The 21,914-nt window shown below is 64.7% G+C and carries 18 protein-coding genes; 14 read left to right on the top strand and 4 right to left on the bottom strand.

Annotated features, from left to right (window positions below):
• Window positions 1–3 precede the first annotated feature (3 nt).
• From QF031_RS15945 to QF031_RS15905, 9 genes are all read left to right on the top strand, one after another.
• A complete protein-coding gene (locus QF031_RS15945) occupies window positions 4–1,713 on the top strand; it encodes a thiamine pyrophosphate-binding protein (protein ID WP_307430265.1) in 1,710 nt (569 codons plus the stop codon).
• A 156-nt stretch (window positions 1,714–1,869) separates the two neighbouring features.
• Complete coding sequence (locus tag QF031_RS15940) at window positions 1,870–2,364, top strand: MarR family winged helix-turn-helix transcriptional regulator (protein ID WP_307430262.1); 495 nt, start codon at window positions 1,870–1,872, stop codon at window positions 2,362–2,364.
• A 97-nt stretch (window positions 2,365–2,461) separates the two neighbouring features.
• Window positions 2,462–4,588, top strand: coding sequence for an MDR family MFS transporter (locus QF031_RS15935; protein WP_370874572.1), 2,127 nt, complete (start codon window positions 2,462–2,464; stop codon window positions 4,586–4,588).
• Window positions 4,589–4,836: 248 nt separating this feature from the next.
• Window positions 4,837–6,570, top strand: coding sequence for an ABC transporter ATP-binding protein (locus tag QF031_RS15930; RefSeq protein ID WP_307430256.1), 1,734 nt, complete (start codon window positions 4,837–4,839; stop codon window positions 6,568–6,570).
• The gene (locus QF031_RS15925) at window positions 6,567–8,630 is read left to right on the top strand and encodes an ABC transporter ATP-binding protein (protein WP_307430252.1); all 2,064 of its coding nucleotides are present in this window, start codon (window positions 6,567–6,569) and stop codon (window positions 8,628–8,630) included. The genes QF031_RS15930 and QF031_RS15925 overlap by 4 nt, the downstream gene beginning before the upstream one ends.
• A 38-nt stretch (window positions 8,631–8,668) precedes the next feature.
• Window positions 8,669–9,085 (top strand): acyl-CoA thioesterase, encoded by a 417-nt coding sequence (locus QF031_RS15920; protein ID WP_307430250.1) that lies wholly within the window; start codon window positions 8,669–8,671, stop codon window positions 9,083–9,085.
• Window positions 9,086–9,166: 81 nt separating this feature from the next.
• Window positions 9,167–9,469, top strand: coding sequence for a PLD nuclease N-terminal domain-containing protein (locus QF031_RS15915; protein ID WP_370874520.1), 303 nt, complete (start codon window positions 9,167–9,169; stop codon window positions 9,467–9,469).
• A gap of 70 nt (window positions 9,470–9,539) precedes the next feature.
• Window positions 9,540–11,771: an McrB family protein gene (locus QF031_RS15910; protein WP_307430247.1), complete on the top strand. Its 2,232-nt coding sequence runs from the start codon at window positions 9,540–9,542 to the stop codon at window positions 11,769–11,771.
• Window positions 11,758–13,011, top strand: coding sequence for a 5-methylcytosine restriction system specificity protein McrC (locus QF031_RS15905; protein ID WP_370874519.1), 1,254 nt, complete (start codon window positions 11,758–11,760; stop codon window positions 13,009–13,011). Before QF031_RS15910 ends, QF031_RS15905 begins: the two co-directional genes overlap by 14 nt.
• 32 nt (window positions 13,012–13,043) lie before the next feature.
• On the opposite strand, the gene QF031_RS15900 is transcribed toward QF031_RS15905, so the two are convergent.
• On the bottom strand, window positions 13,044–14,699 hold the full coding sequence (locus QF031_RS15900; RefSeq protein ID WP_307430245.1) for a sensor histidine kinase: 1,656 nt from the start codon (window positions 14,697–14,699) through the stop codon (window positions 13,044–13,046).
• A gap of 94 nt (window positions 14,700–14,793) precedes the next feature.
• Here QF031_RS15900 and QF031_RS15895 point away from each other — a divergent pair, with 94 nt between their 5' ends.
• Window positions 14,794–15,558, top strand: coding sequence for a response regulator transcription factor (locus tag QF031_RS15895; protein ID WP_307430242.1), 765 nt, complete (start codon window positions 14,794–14,796; stop codon window positions 15,556–15,558).
• Here QF031_RS15895 and QF031_RS15890 read toward each other — a convergent pair.
• Window positions 15,531–15,941, bottom strand: coding sequence for an Hpt domain-containing protein (locus tag QF031_RS15890; protein WP_307430239.1), 411 nt, complete (start codon window positions 15,939–15,941; stop codon window positions 15,531–15,533). The genes QF031_RS15895 and QF031_RS15890 overlap by 28 nt on opposite strands.
• Before the next feature lie 279 nt (window positions 15,942–16,220).
• On the opposite strand from QF031_RS15890, the gene QF031_RS15885 reads away from it, so the two are divergent.
• Window positions 16,221–17,411, top strand: coding sequence for a glycosyl hydrolase (locus QF031_RS15885; RefSeq protein WP_370874571.1), 1,191 nt, complete (start codon window positions 16,221–16,223; stop codon window positions 17,409–17,411).
• Between the two features lie 128 nt (window positions 17,412–17,539).
• Here QF031_RS15885 and QF031_RS15880 read toward each other — a convergent pair whose 3' ends face one another.
• Entirely contained in the window at window positions 17,540–17,998 is a 459-nt protein-coding gene (locus QF031_RS15880) for a very short patch repair endonuclease (protein WP_307430231.1), read from the bottom strand.
• 19 nt (window positions 17,999–18,017) lie between these two features.
• Window positions 18,018–18,452 carry a pyridoxamine 5'-phosphate oxidase family protein gene (locus tag QF031_RS15875; RefSeq protein ID WP_142130942.1) on the bottom strand — a complete coding sequence of 145 codons (435 nt, stop codon included), beginning with the start codon at window positions 18,450–18,452 and terminating at the stop codon, window positions 18,018–18,020.
• Between the two features lie 497 nt (window positions 18,453–18,949).
• Here QF031_RS15875 and QF031_RS15870 point away from each other — a divergent pair, with 497 nt between their 5' ends.
• The 3 genes from QF031_RS15870 (at window position 18,950) to QF031_RS15860 (ending at window position 21,766) form a co-directional block, all read left to right on the top strand.
• Window positions 18,950–19,648: a DUF6318 family protein gene (locus QF031_RS15870; RefSeq protein ID WP_307430228.1), complete on the top strand. Its 699-nt coding sequence runs from the start codon at window positions 18,950–18,952 to the stop codon at window positions 19,646–19,648.
• A gap of 551 nt (window positions 19,649–20,199) precedes the next feature.
• On the top strand, window positions 20,200–20,586 hold the full coding sequence (locus QF031_RS15865; RefSeq protein WP_307430223.1) for a PKD domain-containing protein: 387 nt from the start codon (window positions 20,200–20,202) through the stop codon (window positions 20,584–20,586).
• 109 nt (window positions 20,587–20,695) lie between these two features.
• Window positions 20,696–21,766: an alkene reductase gene (locus tag QF031_RS15860; RefSeq protein WP_307430220.1), complete on the top strand. Its 1,071-nt coding sequence runs from the start codon at window positions 20,696–20,698 to the stop codon at window positions 21,764–21,766.
• The last annotated feature ends 148 nt before the right edge of the window (window positions 21,767–21,914 follow it).

Raw genomic sequence — 21,914 nt, 5'->3', positions numbered from 1 at the left:
GCCGTGACTGCATTGGACGCGCCCGTCCCCGAGCGGGGGAGCAGCGTTCGCAATGGCGGGGACCTCGTTGTCGAGACCCTCGAAGCGCTGGGGGCCAAGACCGTCTTCGGCATCCCGGGCCAGCACGCCCTGGGGCTCTTCGACGCCATGGGCCGCGGCAACCTGCACTTTGTCTCCTCCAGGGTGGAGAACAACAGTGCGTTCGCCGCGGACGGGTACTCCCGCGCCACCGGGGAAGTGGGCGTGCTGTTCCTCTCCACCGGTCCGGGGGCGCTGACCTCGCTGGCCGGACTCCAGGAGGCCTACGCCACGGGCGTGCCCATGGTGGTGGTGGCAAGCCAGATTCCACTCGAAGGCCTGGGCGCGCGGCGCAAGGGCATGCTGCACCAGCTCGATGACCAGAAGGCGTCTGCCGCCAATGTCACCAAGAGCCAGCGGCTGATCCAGCATGCCTCCGGCATTCCCTCCGCCATCCAGGACGCCTGGACCGAGGCCATCTCCTCGCCCCAGGGTCCGGTGTGGCTGGAGATTCCACAAAACGTGCTGCTGGATCCGATCATGGTCCCGCCGGTCGAGGACGCCTTGGCCGAAGCCGCGGACAACCCGCCGCGGATCGAATTGGTGCGGGAAGCTGTGAAGTGGCTGCAAACAGCCAAACGGCCTGCCATCATCGCCGGCGGCGGAACGCGCCGCGGCAAAGCCGAGAAGTCCCTGCTCTCAATGGCCGAAAAACTGCGGGCACCGGTAATCTGCACCCCCGGCGGCAACGGCGCGTTCCCGTGGACCCATGAGCTGTCCCTGCAGTCCTGGATCGAGGACCGCTACATGACCGATGTCCTCGAAGACGCAGATGTCCTGCTGGTGATTGGGTCATCCCTGGGCGAGGTCACCTCCAACTACTTCACCTTTGAGCCAGGCGGCAGGATCATCCAGATCGACGCCGAACCAAGGGTTTTGGAGTCTAACCGGCCGGGCCTGGGCATCCGCGCCGATGCCGGCCAGGCACTGGCGGCACTGGACGAGGCGCTTGATGAGGCACTGGAGCCAGGCAAGACGGCGACGCCGGATTGGCACGGCAGCACCCCTGAAGACCTGGTGAGGGAATCCCTCGCCAAGGTCCGCGCCCGGCTGGAAGCGCAGGACCTGGCAAAGGAACTGAAGTTCATGGCCGACATCCGCGAAGCGGTGCCCGCGGACATGCAGACGTTCTGGGACATGACCATTGCCGCGTACTGGGGCTGGTCCTGCTGGGACGCGCGGCAAGGGCAGTTCCATTCAGCCCAGGGCGCCGGCGGGCTTGGTTTCGCGTTCCCCGGTGCCATCGGTGCAGCCGTGGGACTGGAGACGCTTGGCAAGCCCGCTGGTTCTGCTCGCGTACTCGCTGTCTCCGGCGACGGGTCGTCCATGTATTCCATTGCGGAACTTGCCACGGCGAAACAGCACAATGTTCCGGTCACCTGGCTGATCGTGGACGACGGCGGCTACGGCATCCTGCGCGAATACATGGTGGGCGCGTTCGGCAAGGCCACCGCCACCGAGCTCGCCCGGCCCGACTTCGTGAAGCTCGCGGAATCCTTCGGCGTGCCGGCCACCCGGGTGGCCCCGGAGGAAGTGGGGGACGCGCTCAGGGCGGGATTCGCTTCTGACGGGCCCAACGTCGTCGTAGTTGAAACCCTCCTGAAAATATTCGGCCCCACCCACCTGGCGACTTAAGCATCCGTTCATCCACAACCGCTCCCTCACTTTCCGGGCACCGTCCAGCGAAAGTGGGGGAGTGCCTGTTTAACCGGAACCAACAACAACTTCGTTTCCCTAAGCAACCATTTCCTGATACAGTTGCTTGCAGCAACTAATTCTTTAGGGAGCATCATGTCTGTCGCACCGGCCACCGCAGCCGATCTCGTCGGCCACATCTTTGACCTCCAGCGCGCCCTGCGCTGCGTGACCATGGTCAACGTGAAGGGCCAGGACACGGGCATCGCCCTCCAGGGCGTGCTCAAGTTCATCGGCGAAGGGGAAACCCGCGCGGCACACCTGGCCGAGCGCCTGGGCGTCAGCCCGCCGGTGCTCAGCCGGCACATCGCGGAACTCGCCGACGCGGGCCTGGTGGTCAGGACGCCGGACCCGGACGATGGCAGGGCCCAACTGCTTGCCCTGTCACCACGTGGCAAGGAGAAGCTCGCGGAGCTCATCAAACACCGGGCAGAGACGCTGCAGGGCTATCTTTCCGACTGGAACGAGGACGATGCCGTGGCGACGGCCGCAATGCTGAACAAGCTGACAGCTTCACTGAAGAATTCCATCCGGGCAAGGGCGGCCGGAACCACCACCGAACACGATAAGCAGGAGTCCATCAATGGCTAACGTCACCGCCGCCGCGGACCAGGAGCAGGAGCGCCAGCGCCAGCGCTCCGTTAAACAGGAGTCGCGGCAATCCAAGCGCCACGAGCCCGGCGCACCCATGAACCACCGGCAAATCATGGAGGCCCTGACCGGCCTGCTCGCTGCGTTCTTCACCGCGATCCTGAGCAGCACCATCGTTGCCAACGCGCTGCCCACCATCATGTCCGAACTCAAGGGCACGCAGACGGATTTCGCGTGGGTCATCACGGCCGCGCTGCTGGCCAACGCGGCCACCACCCCCATCTGGGGCAAGCTCGCTGACCTCTTCGACAAGAAGATCCTGGTCCAGCTGAGCATCGTGATCTTCGTTGCCGGCTCGGTCATGGCCGGCTTCTCCGAAAGCATCCCGTTCCTCCTCACGGCCCGCGTGATCCAGGGCATTGCCATGGGCGGCCTCACCGCGCTGGCGCAGGCGATCATCGGCTCCATCATTCCGCCCCGTGAACGCGGCAAGTACTCCGGCTACATGGGCGCCGTGATGGCTGTCGGTACTGCCGGCGGCCCGCTGCTGGGCGGCTTCATCGTGGACAGCTCCCTCGGCTGGCGCTGGACCTTCTTCGTCTGCGTGCCGCTGGCCGTCGTCGCCCTGATCCTGCTCCAGATCACGCTGAAGATCCCGCACGTCAAGCGTCCTGCCAAGATCGACTGGCTCGGTGCCATCCTGCTGACCTCCGGCGTCAGCCTGCTCCTGATCTGGGTTTCCTTCGCCGGCAAGGCCGACTACTACGACTGGTGGTCCTGGCAGTCCGCCGTCATGGTGGGCGGCGGCGTCCTGCTGCTTGCTTTGCTGGTGCTGGTTGAGTCCAAGGTGTCCGCACCGATCATCCCGCTGAAGATCATCTCCGAGCGCACCACCGCACTGGCCATCGTGGCGTCCGTGGCTGTCGGCATCGCCATGTTCGGTTCCTCCACCTTCCTGGGCCAGTACTACCAGGTGGCCCGCGGCGCAACGCCCACCGAGGCCGGCCTGCTGACCCTCCCCATGATCGCCGGCAACCTCATCGGTTCGGTCGTCTCGGGCCAACTGATCAGCCGCTACGGCAAGTGGAAGCGCTTCCTGGTCGGCGGTACCATCCTGCTGATCGGCGGCCTGGCGCTCGCCGGAACCATGGACCACACCACCGAACTGTGGCAGACCGGCCTCTACACCGGCATCTTCGGCATCGGCCTGGGCATGCTCATGCAGAACCTGGTCCTCGCCGTCCAGAACACCGTCCAGGCCAAGGACATCGGCTCCGCCAGCGCCTCCGTTGCCTTCTTCCGCTCCGTAGGCGGTGCCATCGGCGTGTCCGTCCTGGGCGCCGTCATGGCCAACCACGTCAAGGACCTGGCCACCGACGGACTCGCCAAGCTGGGCATCCAGCCCGGCGGCAACAGCGGTGCCACGCTGGACCTCAAGGACCTGCCCGCACCGATCGCCGACATCATGCGCGCCGCCTACGGTGACGCCACGGCCGGCATCTTCATGATCTCCGCCGTCGTCAGCGTGGTTGCACTCATCGCCGTGATCTTCATCAACGAAGTCCCGCTGCGCAAGACCGTTGACATCACGCCCAAAGCCACCCTGCAGGCCAACGCCGCCGGTGAAGCAGGCATGACCGCCATGACGGGGCAGCTGCCCATGGTTTCCGGCAGCGCCGCGGACGGGGACATCCCCTCCGGAGCCGGAGTGGCGGCCCGCAGCGCTGCCCGTGCAGCTGCTCCGGACGCGCCGGCCAAGAGGTACGACGGCGGTGCTTCCGCTGCCGCAGCAGCCTCCGGACGGGTGGCCACGGAGGACTTTGAGGATGTCTTCGCACGGAGCTTCCGCTCGGAGGAGCTGGACCTGCGGTCCGCGGACAACGTGGACAAGGCTGCCGACGCCATCGCCAGCGCCGCCGCCACCCTCCAGAAACTGCAGGACACCCAGCACCTGCTGGCCCGCCAACAGGCCGCACTGGGCAACATGCTGCTGGACATCCAGGAACAGCACCGTTCCCAGCAGGACGTTGCTTCCAAACAGGCCGCCACTGCCGCAGAGCTCAGCAGGCTGCAGCGCAAGCTCCTGAAGGAACGCAAGATCCAGGCAGCGGCCGCCTTGTACCTGGCCGGGCACGGCAGGCACAGCGCCGCCGCACCCGCCACTGCCGCATCCTCTGCCGCTTCCGAGGCGGACCGGGAACAGGAGCAGGGACAAGGACAGTAGCGGTTCAGGGCTGTAGCTGGGACAGCAGCCCGTCAGCTGCCATTCCTGGTCCGCCCGGTTGAAGCCACGGGCTACACCAAAGCCGCAGCCCGCACCCGGAAAACCTCCGGGTGCGGGCTGCGGTTTTCCTGCATGCGGCGCCCGCCCGGGACGCCCTTGGCCCACACACCCCTTCACAGCGCATCGCAGAGAGGAAAAGATGCCGCCAAAGGGCCTCATTGTCTGTGGCCAACACTAGAGTTGGGTCCATGCTCCTCACCCTCATACGGCGCTACTCCAAGCCGTATTTGCCGTACATCCTGGCTGTCGTCATTTTCCAGCTCGCCTCCACCATCGCTGCGCTGTACCTGCCCAGCCTGAACGCCCAAATCATCGACGAAGGCGTGGCGCGCGGAGACACCGATTTCATCTGGCGCACCGGCGCGGTGATGCTCCTGGTGGCCTTCGCCCAGGTCGCTGCTGCCATCGCCGGCGTCTACTTCGGCTCCAGGACGGCAATGGCCGTGGGACGGGACCTGCGCCGCGCGGTGTTCGGCAAGGTCACCAGCTTCTCCGCCAGGGATGTCAGCGCGTTCGGCGCGCCCACACTGATAACCCGCGGCACCAATGACGTCCAGCAGGTGCAGATGCTGCTGCTGATGGGGCTGAACTTCATGGTGGCCACCCCCATCATGTGCATTGGCGGCATCATCATGGCGCTGCGCGAGGACATCAGCCTGTCCTGGCTGGTCTGGGTCTCCGTCCCGCTGCTGGCCGTAGTGGTGGGATACCTGGTGGTCCGGCTCATGCCGCTGTTCCGGTCCATGCAGCGGAAGATCGACCAGATCAACGCAGTACTGCGTGAGCAGATCATCGGTATCCGCGTGGTCCGGGCCTTCGTGCGTGAGCCGTATGAAACGGACCGCTTCGGCGGCGCCAACAGGGAACTCACGGACGTTTCGCTCCGCATCGGTGCCCTGTTCGTCCTGATGTTCCCGGCCATCAGCATGATCCTTCACCTGTCCACCGCGGCAGTGCTCTGGTTTGGCGGGCAGCGGGTGGACGCCGGCGCCATGCAGGTGGGTTCGCTCACCGCGTTCCTGCAGTATCTGCTGCAGATCCTGATGGCTGTCATGATGGGCACCTTCATGGCCATGATGATCCCGCGCGCCTCCGTCTGCGCGGACCGCATTGGCGAGGTACTGGCCGTCGAACCCTCCATCCACGACCCCCGGAATCCGCAGGCCCCGGACTCACTCACCGGCGTAGTTGAGTACCGGAACGTTACTTTCGCCTATCCGGGCGCCGAGTCTCCGGTGCTGAGCAACATCAGCTTCACCGCCCGTCCCGGGCAGACCATCGCCATCATCGGGTCCACAGGCGCCGGGAAGACCTCTTTGTTGTCCCTCCTGCCGCGGCTCTACGACCCCGTCGAAGGGCAGGTGCTGCTGGACGGTGTCCCGGTGGACCGGCTGGACCGTGCCGAGATCACAAAACGCGTTGCCCTGGTGCCGCAGCGTCCCTATCTGTTCTCCGGCACCATCGAACACAACCTTCGGTTCGGCAAGACCGAGGCAACGGACCAGGAACTCTGGGATGCCCTCCGGGTAGCGCAGGGGGAGTCCTTTGTCCGGGAGAAGAAGAACGGGCTGGACTCGAGGATTTCGCAGGGCGGCACCAATGTCTCAGGCGGCCAGCGCCAGCGCCTGTGCATTGCCCGGGCCCTGGTCACCAAACCCCGGGTCTACCTCTTTGACGATTCATTCTCCGCCTTGGACGTGGCCACTGATGCCCGGCTCCGCGCCGCTCTCAAAGGCACCACCAAGGACGCCACCGTCATCATCGTGGCCCAGCGGATCTCCACCATCACCGGGGCGGACCAGATCCTGGTGCTGGACAATGGACGCATCGTGGACCGGGGCACACACGAGGAACTCCTCGAAACTTCGCCCACTTACCAGGAAATTGTCGAATCCCAGCTGAGCGTGGAGGAAGTGGCATGAGCCCCCGCAGGAAGGATTCCATTGCCGTGGAAGAGACACGTCCGGCCACCACGGCAGCTGCGGACGCCGGGAACCCAGAAGACGAATTCCTCGAGGAGGAGTTCACCCCATCGGAAGCCGACGGGGACATGTTCGGCGGCATGCCCGCCAAGAAAGCCGAGCACTTCTGGCCCTCAGCCAAGCGGCTCATGGGCCTGTTGAAGCCCGAGGCCCTGGGCATCTACGCCGTGGTGGGCCTGGTGGTCATCTCCGTGGTCCTGAACGTCATCGCCCCCAAGATCCTCGGGCAGGCCATGGACGTGATCTTTGCCGGCGTGGTAGGGAAGCAGCTGCCCGCCGGGGTCAGCAAGGAGCAGTTCGTGGCCGGCCTGCGCCAGCAGGGCCAGGACAACTTCGCCGACATGGTGTCCCGCATGGAGCTGGTCCCCGGCACCGGCATCAACTTCGACAAGCTCACCATGCTTATCGCCATCGTCCTGGTCATGTACTTCGTGGCGAACATCTTCATGTGGCTGCAGGGCTACGTGCTGAACCGCATCGTCATGAAGGTCATCCGCCGCCTCCGCAATGACACCGAGGACAAGCTGAACCGGCTGCCGCTGAACTACTTCGACACCCGGCAGCGCGGCGACGTCCTCTCCCGGGTAACCAACGACGTCGACAACATCCAGCAGGCACTCCAGCAGGCTTTTGCGCAGCTGGTCAACTCCGTGCTCACCGTGCTGGGCATCGTGATCATGATGTTCATCGTCTCCTGGCAGCTCGCCCTGATTGCCCTGATCGCGCTCCCGTTGTCCGGTGTGGCTGCCGGCTTGATCGGGGCCCGGAGCCAGAAGCTCTTCGCCGCCCAGTGGAAGAACACCGGGTCCCTGAACGGCCAGATCGAGGAGTCCTTCTCCGGGCACGACCTGGTCCGTGTCTTCGGCCGCGATGCGGACATGCTGGCGCGTTTCGAGGAACGCAACGAGGCACTCTACAGGGCCAGCTTCGGCGCGCAGTTCGTCTCCGGGATCATCTTCCCCGTCATGCAGTTCGTCTCCTACCTCAGCTACGTGGGCATTGCCGTGGTGGGCGGCCTCCGCGTGGCGTCCGGCGCCATGTCCCTGGGGGACGCCACGGCGTTCATCCAGTACTCCCGCGAGTTCACCCAGCCCTTGGGCCAGATGGCGGGCATGGCCAACATGCTCCAGTCCGGCGTGGCGTCCTCGGAGCGGGTTTTCGAGTTCCTTGACGCCGAGGAACAGGATGCCGAAACCGCCACCGAACACCTGCCGGCCAAGACCGATGGGCACGTGGACTTCAAGGACGTGACCTTCAGCTACACCCCGGACAAGCCGCTCATCGAGAACCTGTCCTTCACGGCGGAGCCCGGAAACACGGTGGCGATCGTCGGACCCACGGGAGCCGGCAAGACCACCCTGGTGAACCTGGTGATGCGCTTCTACGAGCTCAACTCGGGCTCCATCATGCTGGACGGCGTGGACATCACCCATCTCAGCCGCTCGGAGCTGCGCTCCAAGGTGGGCATGGTGCTGCAGGACGCGTGGCTCTTCGGCGGGTCCATCTACGAAAACATCCGCTACGGCAACCTCGACGCCACAGAGGAGCAGGTCATGGCAGCTGCCAAGGCTACCTTCGTGGACCGCTTCGTCAGGGCACTGCCGGAGGGCTACGACACCGTGATCGATGAAGAAGGCAACAACGTCAGCGCCGGCGAGAAGCAGCTGATCACCATCGCCCGCGCCTTCGTTGCCAACCCGTCGCTGCTGATCCTGGACGAGGCCACCAGCTCCGTGGACACCCGCACCGAACTGCTGGTGCAGAAGGCCATGGCCGCGCTGCGCTCGGACCGGACCAGCTTCGTGATTGCGCACCGGCTTTCCACCATTCGCGATGCCGATACGATCCTGGTCATGGAGAACGGACGAATCGTGGAACAGGGCAGCCACCAGGTGCTGCTCGCTAACGGCGGCGCCTACCACCGCCTGTACATGTCGCAGTTCGCAGGTGCGGACGCCGGGGAAGTGCCGGCGGATGATTCGACGGCGGTGCACAGCTGAGCGCGCACGGCGGCCAGCGCATCGAGGTCCTGGTACCGATGCGCTGGGGCGACATGGACGCCTACGGCCACATCAACAACGTACAGATCGTCAGGATGCTGGAGGAAGCGCGGATCGGGGCCTTCGGCCCACCGCGGGGTGCCGGCCGTCCGGGCATCGACCCCCCGGTGTCACTATTCAACGACGTTCCAGAGGGCACGCTGGCCTTGATTGTGGACCACAAGATCCGCTACGTCAGGACTTTGGAGTACCGCAACGTTCCGGCCGTGGTGCAGGTCTGGATCGGCGCGGTCAAGGGAGCCAGTTTTGACATCCATTACGTGCTCCAGGACCCCGTCACCGGGGAGGACTGCGTGAAGGCCAGCAGCCACCTGGCCTTTGTGGATGAGGCGACGGGTCGGGTGCAACGGCTCACGCAGGAGCAAAAAGAGCGCATGGCCCCCTATAGGCACTAAGACTCTGGCCGCGACCACACAGCAAACATTGAACTGGGAACACCTGACTGGAACCCCGAAAACACAGTGAAAGGAAGCCTGATGGCCCTGAACAAGAAGGCACTGAACAAGAAGGCGGCGGACAAGAGCCGGATGGGCAAGACCCGCGCAGCACGGAAGAAGAAGACCTGGAAAGAGATGTCCACGGGCAGCAAGGTTGGCACCATTCTCACCGCGATCGTGCAGGTGTCACTGCTGGTTGCCGCCCAGCGCGACATTTCGCGCAGGCCCGCTGAGCTGATCAACGGGCCAAAGGCCGCGTGGCGGGCAGCGTCCTTCGTCAACTTCATCGGACCGATGGGCTACTTCATCTTCGGAAGAAAAGGGTCCTTGAGCGGAAAATAGCCGCTGCTGCGCTTCGGCAGTCCACCCGGCGTGAAGCGGGGGTCCAGCCTGACCCTGTAAATTTGAGGGCATGACCCCCACCGCCACCGCTGCCATGACCCGCGCCCTCGGCATCTCCAGGGAGATCGAGGACGCGGCCTGGTTTGTACTGGGGCCAGGGCTCCAAGGGAGGGCGTCGCCCCTGGACGGGCGGACCAGGACGTGGTCTGCTCCTGCTGCCGCCGAGCTGCTCGACCGCCTGGAACGGGGCATCGCGGATTCCAAGGCGCCGATGATGACCAACCTCCGCGAAAACCTGGAGGGGGCCACGCGCGGGGCCAAGCAGCTGGCCGTCGAGCTGCTCTTCCTGCAGTCCCTTCCGCTGGCCCACGAGGTGAAGTCACTGAAGGTCAAGCGAGCCCGGGTGGCGGAGGCTGCGGGCTGGCTCGAGCCGCCGCTGGAACTTCCCGAGGAGCTGTACGCCGGGATGACGGATCATGGCGTGATCCGTGACCGCACCGCAGAATTCAACTGGACCATCTGGGACCACCTGAAGTGGCTGTGCCGGTTCGTCCGGAACGTTGCCCAGCGGCCGGCCAGCGTGGTGCAGGCGGCCATCAAGGACCCTGTGCAGTTCCACCGCCTCGCTGCCTCCACCCCTGATGACCAGCCGGCCATCCGCCGCAGCATCGAATTCCTGGCCTGGCCCAGCTACTTTGAACCGGTGGTGGCAGACGTGGAGCGGCAGGAAATCAGGGATGCGTTCGCCTCACTCGTGGGCGGCGCCAAGGGCGACACCGAAGAGGACATCACGGCTGATATCCACCGCATCCGCCTGCACCTGGACGAGCAGGCCGGCCAGCGCATCGACTGGTACTCCCGCCAGCTGGTCAGCCAGTGGCGCAAGGTTGGTGACCCGGGGCGGCGCGCCTGGCTGCTCAGGACGCACAGCGACAATGCCGAGCTGCTCACCGCCTGGCACGGCGACGAGAAGGTGACCCTCGACGTCGAACATCTCCGTACCCTCGAACCTGGTGTCAGCGCCGGCGTGGTGCAGCACGCGGTGGACGAGGACTACAAGCACCTTGGCTACGTGGAACGCGAGGACACCAAGACAGCCGTATTCGCCTTCCTTACCGTCATGAAGCCTGGCGACCTGGTGCTCTACCAGCACGCGGGGACGGTGCGGCTGGGCGGCGTGCTGGGGGAACCCGAATACAACGACGACAACCGCCGGCTGCGGCGCAAGGTGCGGTGGTTCGACGACGGGCACACCACCACCAGCCTGCCCCGGCACGTCCAGCGGCAGCTGGCCACCCCCGGCATCGTGGTGGACACCACCCGGGTGGTGCAGGCGCTCCAGGCGCTGCTGCCTGCCGAGGCCGAAACCGAGCCCGACGGCGACACTGAAGGCGCCGCCGTCGTCCTCCCTGTCCAGGAGGGCTTCCGGCCGCTGACGCAGGAATTTGCCGCCTCCCTGCACATGGAGCTGGAACCGTTGCAGGAGATCGCAGACCTGCTGGAGGAGAACCGGCAGCTGGTTCTCTACGGCCCGCCCGGCACCGGCAAGACCTACCTGGCCAAGCACCTGGCCGCGGAACTGGCTGACGACACCACGGACGAACGGGTCAAGCTGGTCCAGTTCCACCCGTCCTACGCCTACGAGGACTTTTTCGAGGGCTACCGGCCGGACAAGACCGACGACGGGCAGGTGTCCTTCAAGCTGGTGGCCGGCCCGCTGCGGCGCCTGGCAGAAGAAGCCGCCAAGCCCGGGAACGGGAAGAAGCCGTACTTCCTGATCATCGACGAGATGAACCGCGCCAACCTGGCCAAGGTGTTCGGCGAGCTGTACTTCCTGCTGGAATACCGGGACGACCGGATCTACCTGCAGTACAGCCCCAACGAGCCGTTCACACTGCCGGACAACCTCTACATCATCGGCACCATGAACACGGCGGACAGGTCCATCGCCATGATGGATGCCGCCATCCGCCGCCGGTTCTCCTTCATCGAGCTGCACCCGCAGACGGAACCGGTCAAGGGTTCCCTGCTCCGGTTCCTGCAGGCCAGGCAGCTTGACCCGGCCCCGGCGCTGCTGCTGGACGCGCTGAACGGGGCCATTGATGAGTGGGACCGGGACCTGATGATCGGGCCGTCCTATTTCATGAAGCCGGCAGCCCAGACCCCTGCCGGGCTGCGCAGGATCTGGAAGTACGAGCTGATGCCGCTGCTCGAGGAGCACTACCACGGCCAACTCACGCGCGCCCAACTGGAGGAACGTTTCGGGCTGGACCAGCTGCTGGGACGCATTGCAGCGCGCTGATCCCCGGGTGCTCGGCACTTCAACCGGCCCCGTCCGGCACCTGGTCCTGGACGAGCTGTCCGGCGGCCTGGTGGAACGGCTGGACGCACCAAGCGCTTCCTTCCTGAACTCCAGCGGCCTGGCCAAGGCTTCCCCCATGGGGATGGGGCTGTACCGGATCGAGCCGGTGGGCAAGGTGGGCTCGGTGCGGACACCGACGCTCCAGCTGGACGTCCGGCCCAAGGACCGGCTGGGATTGAGCCGGCTCCTGTTCCTGCTGGGCTATGCGGGGGAGCAGGGCTTTCGGCCGGACCTGGTGGCAGCGGAGGAGGAGCGGGACCTGTGGAGTGCGCTGGCGGAATCGCTGGCCCAGCTGGCTGAACGGGCGCTGGGCCGCGGCGTGCTGCAGGGCTACCTCACGGTGGACGAGTCCCTGCGGACCGTGAAGGGGCGGATCCGGATTTCGGACCAGATCTCCCGCCGGCCCGGCATGCTGGTTCCGCTGGAGGTCTCCTACGACGAGTTCACCGAGGACATCACCGAAAACAGGATCCTGCGCGCCGCGCTTGAGCGGATGGGACAGGTGCCGGGGGTGCGGCCCGAGGTGCTGGGCCGGCTGCGCCAACTGAAGGGAAAGCTCGACGCCGTCACCCGCCTTCCAGCCGGCGCTCCAGTCCCGCCGTGGAAGTCCACCAGGTTGAACCTGCGGTACCACGCTGTGCTCCGCCTGGCCGAACTGATCCTGCGCAACGCGTCCGCCGAAGCCGGCGAGGGCAGGCAACAGACGGCATCGTTCGTGGTGGACATGGCGCAGGTTTTCGAGGATTTCGTGGGAACCGCGCTGCGCAGCGCGATGGCCGCGTATCCGGGCGAACTGCGGCTGCGGTACAACGCCCTCCTGAGCGAGGCGGTGCGCGATTCCGACCGGCTGTCCGTGCGCCCTGGCGCGGTTCATCTTCTGGGCGGGCGGCCGGTGGTGGCCTACAACGCCAAGTACCGGGCGGCGTCGGATGCCGGTGCCTCCCTGACGGCCGACCATTACCAGATGCTGGCCCACTGCACAGCGCTGGCCGTTCCCACCGCCTGGCTGGTCTACGCCGGCAGGGGCGAGGTGAAACTCCGCCGCATCCTGAACACCGACATCGACATCGTGGAGTTTCCCCTGGACCTCAGCCAGCCGCCGTCGGCCATCCTCGCCTCAATCCAGGAACTCGCCCGCCAGTCGTGGGGCGAAGTAGCCCGGCAGGCCCGGAACGGCTGACGCACTCCGGCCGCCCGCCGCCGTCGTTCCTTTCATACCGGCACGCGGAAGGTGAACGTTGTTCCCTCGCCCAAGGTGCTCTCCACGCCGATGGTGCCGCCGTGCGCCTCGACGATCGCCTTGCTGATGGGCAGCCCCAGCCCGACGCCGGGAATGGCAGTGCGCCGCACGCTGCTGGTGCGGAAGAACTTGGCGAACACCTCGGAGGCGTCCTCCGGGGTCATGCCCATGCCGGTGTCCGTGACGCTGCAGGCCATGTGCCCGTCCTCCTGGGCCACCGACACCACCACCTTGCCGCCGTTCGGGGAGTACTTGATGGCGTTGGACACCAGGTTGTCCAGGACCTGCGCTATCCGGGCGCTGTCCACATAGGCTTCCAGCCGTTCCGGGGCGTCGGCCTGCAGTTCGACGCCCGCCGCGGCCGCCCGGGGCATCGCCGAGGACACGCTGCTGCGGACGAGCTCGGCCACATCCACGGGGTGGGGCGTGACGATCAGCTGGCCGTCCCGGCTGGACAACAGGTCCGACACGAGGGTCAGGAGCCGTTCGGAATTGCGGCGGATGATTTCCAACATGTCGCGCTGCGGATCATCCGGTTCATCGGCGAGCAGGATTTCCACGTAACCCAGGATGGAGGTGAGCGGGGTGCGGAATTCATGGGAGACGCTTGAGACGAAGTCGTCCTTGGCGGTGAGCGCGTTCACCAGGTCCGTGACGTCACTGAAAACGATCACCGAGCCGGTGAAGTTGCCGTCCGAGTCCTTCATGGCGCGAGCCGTGGTCACCAGTGCCCGCTGGTCCTGCCCCTCACCGAGCCACACCAGGTAATCGGTGAAGGTCTCACCCAGGACTGCGCGGCGTACTGGACGCTCCTGGACGGGGATCAGCGTCTTCCGGTCCGCCCCGTAGACCAGCAGCTGCGACTCGTTGGGATCGGCAATGTTCCTTGGCCGTGCCAGCTCGTGGTTGGCGCGCTGCTTGCGGTTCATGAGGATGTCGTGGCCATCGGCGTCAACGGCCAGGACACCGAGGTGCACGGTGTCAAGGATGGTGTTCAGCAGCGATTCCTGGCGTTTGCTGCTGCGCAGGTTGGCCTGCAGTTGCTCGTCCTTCTCCTCGAGCTGCTTCTGTTGGCGCATCATGCTCAGGGTCAGGACACTCACCGACACTCCGATGCCCAGCATCATGACGGGCAACAGCAGGGAGCGGGCAAAGTCCTGAGGGGTGTAGTCGCCTTTCACGAGCAGCGGCACCCAAATTATGGCCAGCGGTCCCAGGAAGGACAGCCACAGGGCCGTCCGCGGGTAGTACCCGGAGGCGCAGAGCCAGATGACCGGGAAAACCGCCAGCAGGCTGATGCCCGTGAGGCTTTCCTGGCCGCCTTCCCTGCCAGCGGCGATGGAGACGAAGTCCAGCACCGGGATGGCCAGGAAGCTGGTGTAGGGCAACCGTTCCCAAGGAATGGCGTAGCAAAGCGCCATGATGGCCAGCTGCGAGACGAGGAACGTGACGAACAGGGGGTTGTTCATGGTCACCGGGAAGAACGCCCACATCAGCAGGGCGGTCAGGATAGTGGTCACGAACAACGGCATCTGGCTCATCGCCACCCGGTCGGTCAGCCGGTATTCATGAAAGGGCCGTTTGAAAAACCGCAGCGCTCCCGTGGACCAGGCCGTGGGGTTGCTCATGGCGCGGAGGACGCGGACGTCGGGCTGTGCGAGACCATACCAGCAGGATATCCGCAGCCAGCTATACTTCTGACGTTGGCACTGAGGGGGCTCTATGAGTGAGGCACGTGTGGGTCTGGTCATCGAGGATGACCATGACATTCGGGAACTGGTTCGCACTGTGCTGACCCAGGCTGGATTTGACGTCACTGTCGCCAGCGGCGGCGCCGAGGGCGTCCTGATGGCCAAGAGCCTGAATCCTGATGTGATTACCCTGGACCTGGGTTTGCCGGACATCGACGGCTTTGAGGTTTCCCGGCAGATCCGCGAGTTTTCGGACGCTTATATCGTCATGCTGACGGCGCGTGCCGAGGAACTGGACACCCTTATTGGGCTGGAATCCGGTGCGGATGACTACCTCACCAAGCCTTTCCGTCCGCGGGAACTGCGGGCGCGGGTTGCCGCCATGATGCGCCGGCCGCGGTCCGTTCCCGACCCCGGCGAGGTTGCGGTTGATGCTTCCCCGGACGGCGCTGCACACCCGGAGCGTGGGAATTTCAGCCACAACGGCCTGGAGCTCAGCTACGCCTCACGGACTGTCAGCGTAGACGGCAAGGAGATGAACCTGACCCGCACGGAGTTCGAACTGCTGTACGCGCTCCTGGAGGCGGGCCGGACTGTCCGGACAAAGTCCGACCTGGTGCGGCGGCTCCGCGACGAGGATTACGACGTCGGCAGCTACATCAGCGAGGCCGACGAGCGTTCCGTGGAGGTCCACATGGGGAACCTGCGCAAGAAGCTGGGTGACTCGCCGCAGCAGCCGCGGTGGCTGCAGACCGTCCGCGGGGTTGGTTACCGTTTGGCGCCGGGGCAGCACTGAGCCTGCAGCCGGTGCATGGTTTGCCTGCTGCACTGGGTGATGGGCCGCAGGTACGTGGCGGCGAGCCTGGGCAACACCACGGCCATGTCGGCGTGGCGGGCCTCAGCCCGGATTTCGTTCTCCAGTTCCAGGGCCAGACCGGCCAGGCGTTCGGCGCCCACCATTTGGCTTGATGTTTTCAGGCTCAGGACCGCGTCCATGGAGCCCTCCAGGTCGCCGGTGGTCAGGGCCAGCCGCAGCTTGCCCAGCCGTTGGGGGAGGTACTCGATGAAATTCCCGACGAAGACCCGGCTGTAGCCTTCTTCCTCTTCGAGTTCATCCCGCAGCCGGTCCAGGACCGACTGGTCCACCAGCGGCCTGGGGGCATCATCTGACGTGCTCATGACACTCCTTTCTGCTGGTTTTGGGTACTGCGGAAAACGGGGGGTTCAGGCGGGGGACCTTGTTCTGTTTCAGGTTAGGACCGTTCGCGCGACCTCGCAGAAGACTCGGCAAGAATTGTGGTTTTCTTGATGGGACTGCGGATTTCTGCCAATAGGATCGAGGCCGGTGCTTTCTGCATTGACGTCATCAGCGGCCGTAGCCGCCTTTCAATCTGGGGATAGATTGCCGTGTTCCGAACACTAAGGACCTTATTTGTCGCGCTCATAATCGGCGCTGGACTGGCTTTGTCCATCGTCCAGCCCGCCGGCGCAGCCACTTCACCGCAAATCACGCTCACGCCGGCTTCCGGTCCGGCCGGTTCGGCCGTCACTGTTACCGGCACCGGGTTCAAGGCCTCCACCACAGGTACCGTGATTCTGGGTTCCACAACTTTCGCGTTCCAGACCACCTCAACGGGTGCCTTCAGTACCGGCATCACCATTCCGGCCACGTCCACCGGGAACCTGACCATCACCGCGAAGACCTCGTCCATCAAGGCCTCGGCCACGTTCGTGGTTGAAGCAGCCCCCGCTCCTGCTCCTGCACCCGCGCCGCAACCGCCCGCGATCAGTACGGCGGCCTTGCGCTTTGGGGTGGCAACCCCGGGCGGACCCCTGGCCGGCACTGAGTTGGACGACGTGGCCAACCTTGCAGGGGAAATCCCTTCCGTGGTGATGAGCTACACGGATTTCCGTCAGGCCCCGCCTGTTTCCGAGTTGGATGCAGTCCGCTTGCGAGGAGCCACACCTCTGGTCACCTGGGAGCCCTGGGCATGGGGAGGCGGGGCAGACCAGCCCGCCTACGCCCTGGCCCGGATCACCGCAGGGGACTTCGACGCCTACATCACTCAGTGGGGCCAGTCCCTTGCTACCTGTGGCAAGCCGGTCATGCTGCGCTTTGCCCATGAAATGAACGGCAACTGGTATCCGTGGGCTGAAGGCGTCAACGGCAACCAGGCGGGAGAATACGTGGCCGCCTGGCGGCATGTGCACGATGTTGTTGCCGCGACGGGCGCCAGCAACGTCCAATGGGTCTGGTCGCCGAACGTGCCCTACTGGGGCTCGACTGACCTGGCCGGTCTGTACCCCGGCGCCGGCTACACGGACATTGTGGCCTTGGACGGCTATAACTGGGGCACCTCGCAAACCTGGAGCAGCTGGGTTTCACCGGTGGATCTCTTTGCCCCCGGCATTTCCCAGCTTCGCACCCTGGCGCCCGGCAAGCCCGTCCTGATCGCCGAGACCGCGTCCAGTGAGCTGGGCGGTTCGAAAGCCGCCTGGAACACGGACCTGGTGTCCTACCTGGCGGCCCAGCCTGACGTGATGGGCTTTGTCTGGTTCCACATGCAGAAGGAGACTGACTGGCGGATCAACAGCAGTGACTCGTCGGTTTCGGCGTTCAAGTCCGCCCTGTTGGCCCGGAGAAGTTAGGGGATAGGGGATAGCTGCTCTAAAACTGTCAGTGGCGGGCCGCCCGATCGAGGCAACCCGCCTATCCTGCCCGTCGGGGATCAAGGCCAGTGGCGGCAGCAGCTAAAGATCCGCTCAAGATCCTTCTGTCAGGCGCCGGCTTCGAGGAAATGCACCAACTGGGACTCCAGGGCTGAACGATTCTTCAGTTCGCACTCCCAGACGGTCAACACCTCCCAGCCGGCGTCTTCCAGTTGGCGGCGTTGGCCGGCGTCGCGCTCGCGGGTCCGGGCACGCTTCGCAGCCCAGAACTCGGCGTTGGCTTTCGGCGCGTGCAAACCCACCCTGCAGTCGTGGAAATGCCAGAAGCAGCCGTTCACGAAGATCACCTTGTGCCGTCCGGCGAACACCAGGTCCGGGTTGCCTGGCAGCTTACTGCCGCCGGATGTGCCGTGCAGCCGGTATCGGTAGCCCTTGGCGTGCAGGATCCGGCGCACCAGCAGTTCGGGCTTGGTGTTCTTGCCGCGGATCCGGGACATGTTCCAGCTGCGCTGCTCAGGGGTGAGCTTGTCCGCAGTCGACGTGTCCGCGCTGGAAGTATCCGGCATCTCTCCAGTTTAGGAGTGCCTAGATCTCCCGTTCCGGCTGTTCGCCGAACACGAAGTGGCGGCCGCTGACGGATTTCGGCTCGATCTCCACGTAAAAGTCCTTCAGGGTGGGAACCCAGGTCTTCAGTCCAAGTTCCTCGATCGCCGCAAGCTCAGCCGAGTTGCTGAGGACCCGTGCCGTCCCGCGGAGAATCACGGACCACGCCTCCTGCGACAGGATGCCGTCGGTTTCGAACAGCACCTTGGAGTTGATGGTCAGCTGCGCGAGCTTGTTCCCGGGAGCGGTGCGCAGATAGACCTTCCGGTTCGAGGTCACATAGTTCACAGGAAAGATGTCCGGTTCTCCGGCGACGGAGACCACCAGCCGGCCGTGCTGGGTCGCCGCCAGAAGCCGCCACGACTGCTCATCATCGAGTTCCAGGACGGGATTGCCGTCCGCGTGTTCAAACATCATTCCGCCATTCTTCTACCTCAAGTAGAAATGCGCCAGAGGCTTTGTGCCTACGCTTCCTGCGTGTTTGTGACACCTTCGTCACATGCTGAACAGTCCTGGAACAAGTCTGGGACCGCGTTGTCTTTCGGTGTGGATGGCCTCGCAGCAGGGCCATCAAGGGCTGAATGCAAAGTGGAGCGCCGGGGTGTTGGCCACCAGCGCGCTGGGCGGAGGACGCGCTCGACGGCGGCCCCGAGTACATTCCTTCGCTCGCCTTGTCCCGGACAAGACTGGCGAACTGGTGTTGCCAGCCCAAAAGTAGGTTTTACAGCTAGGGAGCCGGTGCACTTGGGTGCGCCGGCTTCCTTTATGACTTCTTCTGTTGCATTCCGGATGGTAAACAGAGCATCGGGGCCCTGTGGCTGTGGATAAGTTTGATCATCAAAATGTGACGTGGGCTACCCTTAACTCACTTTCCGGAGCAAGCCGTCTTGAAACTACTGGGGGAACAGCGGCCCATGACAACGCAGAACTTCCTTTCGTCCCGCAACTTCATCAGGTCCCGGACCATTCGGTCCGGCGGCGTGCGCTCCACCGGGGCAGCGCTGGTTGTTGGTCTTGCCTTGGCTCTCTCCGGCTGCAACCCCGGGGGCTCGCCTGGCCCGGGCGGCACTTCTTCTCCGGTGGCAGCCGAAACCCCTACTTCCAGCGCCACCGCCACTCCCACTCCCACACCGAGTGCCGTCTACAAACCGGCTGACGCATCCGGCCCCGCCCAAAACGTCCCCGTTCCTGTGCTTCCGGAGGTGGCGAAGACGGAGACGAAGGAGGGGCTCGAGGCGTTTACGCGGTACTGGTACTCGGCGCTGAGTTACGCATACGAGACAGGGGACATTTCTGCGCTTGAGTCAGCCTCGGATTCAGCGTGCGCAAGCTGCAAGAAGGTGAAGCATGAGGTTACCGACTGGCATGCAAGTGGCCGATGGCTGGAGGGTGGGCGTGTCACTGTAGATGCCGTCGACAGCAACTTCGTTCAGTCTCAACCATCCACTTACCAAGCTATCGCGCAGGTCCAGCAGGAGGCTATTGCCTATCACTTACCGGATGGAAGCGTGAAGGGTCGCGTTGCCGCGCTCCCGACGACCCCGGACATTGTCGTGGCGGCATACATCGGTAAGGTTTGGAAGGCTCAAACGGTCGAGCACATGGTCAAGTAATGAGGACACTTGACGGGTTCATTCGTCCAATAACTGCACTTGTGGCGGCCTTGTTACTTCTTTCCACTCCGTCTCCAGCTGCAGCTGAAGACGAGTCCCCAGCAATAGGGTCGGGATGGGGCGGTAATGGCGCCACCGTGGCGGGCAGTTGGCGACCTAATCCGTCGACAGGTGTCTTTGAGCAGGATGAGGGCGGCACGTCTGTAGCTGATCCGTACCAGTACAAATACGAATACCAATGCGACCTAGACGGAGGAGAGTTCGCCACCCCATGTCTTGGCAGAGAGCTTACGTGTAAGGGCGGTCCTGAGGGCGAGGACGGAATCCCGGTAGTCTGGTATCGAGCTCCTGCAGGGATCACCAATCCAACTTGGACCTATCACTCTGGTCCCACATGTTTCTACGATCCGAAGCCCGAGGACCTCCTGCCCAGGATCGCGGCAGATATCCAACGGCAGTTCCAGAACCTTCCGGTAAACGCCGGGAAAGTCTCGGCCCAGCCCAGCCCCAACACTCTCCGCGGCGCAGAAACGAACTTCTACGCGGAAGCCGTGGAACAGCAGTTCGACATCACCATGTTCGGCCAGAAGGTCCATGTGGTGGCAACGCCTGTGCAGTACACGTGGAACTACGGTGACGGCACCATCTTCGGACCTCAACCGTCGATGGGAGGCCCTTTGCCCCAAGACCGTTGGGGGGAGAAGACCCGGACCAGCCACGCATATCCATCCACGGGGGATTTTCAGGTGGTTCTAACAACGTCCTTCCAAGGAATGTACTCGGTGAACTCAGGCCCGCCGTTGCCAATTCCCGGCCAGGGCCAGTTCAGTGCGCCGCCCCAAGGGATCAGCGTGTGGCGCTCGCTCACCCGCAACTACGCGGACGACTGCAACGCCAATTCGCAGGGCCAGGGTTGCCCGGGTGCTGGAGCCCGCTAAGTCGAACCGGGTTGTGATCCCCGTCTCAGCAGGCAATGCACCGGAATAGTTGCACGCGCCCCACAGTTGGCAAAGACAGTCCGTCTTCAGCCTTCGAAAGGAACTGCGCATGCTGTTTTCCCCACTCACCCTCGGCGAACTTGAACTTCCCAACCGCCTGGTGATGGCACCCCTTACCCGTCTCCGCGCGGGTGAAAAGGGCATCCCGGGTCCGCTCCTCGCCGAGCACTACCGTCAGCGCGCGTCGCTGGGCCTCATCGTGAGTGAAGGCACCTACCCCACCCCTGCAGGGCAGGCCTACCCCGGCCAGCCCGGGATCGTCACGCCGGAACAGGTCGCCGGGTGGAAGAAGGTTACCGACGCCGTCCACGCTGAGGGCGGTCGCATGTTCGCCCAGATCATGCATGGCGGCCGGGTTTCCCATTCCGACATCACCGGTGGCCTGCCCATCGTGGGCCCCAGTGCTGTAGCCATCGAAGGCGTTGTCCGGACGCCAGCCGGCAAGCAGCCGTACCCGGTGCCGCACGCGCTGACCACCGACGAGCTCCCCCTGGTTATCCAGGAAATCGTCACTGCCTCGCTGAACGCCATCGAAGCAGGATTTGACGGCGTGGAACTGCACTCCGCGAACGGATACCTCCTGCACGAATTCCTGGCACCGAACTCCAACGTCCGCACGGACAGCTATGGGGGATCCCCGGAGAACCGTGCCCGCTTTGTGATTGAGACCGTCAACGCCGTGGTGGCAGCCCTCGGCGCGAACCGCGTGGGCCTGCGTATTTCCCCCGAGCACAATGTCCAGGGCATCGCCGAGACGGACGCCGCTGATGTCCGCGCTACCTATGAGGTTCTCGTTGACAGCATCGCGCCGCTCAACCTGGCGTACCTGAGCATCCTGCACCACGAACCCACCGGTGAGCTTGTCCAGGACCTCCGCGCTCGCTTCGGCGGCACCTTCCTGGTTAACACCGGTTTCGGCGTCATCACCACCCGGGACGAAGCCGTGAACCTGGTAGCCGAGGGCCACGCCGACGCCGTAGTTGTGGGCCGGCCCGCCATCGCCAACCCAGATCTTGCCCGCCGCTGGAAGGAAAGCCTTCCGCTCAACGAGCCCGATCCGTCCACGTTCTACGCAGAGGGCGCCATCGGTTACACGGACTACCCGGCGTACCAGGGCTAAGGCACCTGACCGGCCAGCCCGGACAAAACGACGACGGCGGCGCCCAACGTGGGTGCCGCCGTCGTTGGCTGTCTGGGGTGCTGGTCCCGGGCAGCGACGCCGGGCGGCCATCCGACGACCCCCGGCTGACGATTTATGTGGCCCGCCG

The organism is Pseudarthrobacter defluvii, assembly GCF_030816725.1.
Taxonomy (GTDB): domain Bacteria; phylum Actinomycetota; class Actinomycetes; order Actinomycetales; family Micrococcaceae; genus Arthrobacter; species Arthrobacter defluvii_A.
This window is presented reverse-complemented; position numbering and strand designations above follow the sequence as displayed.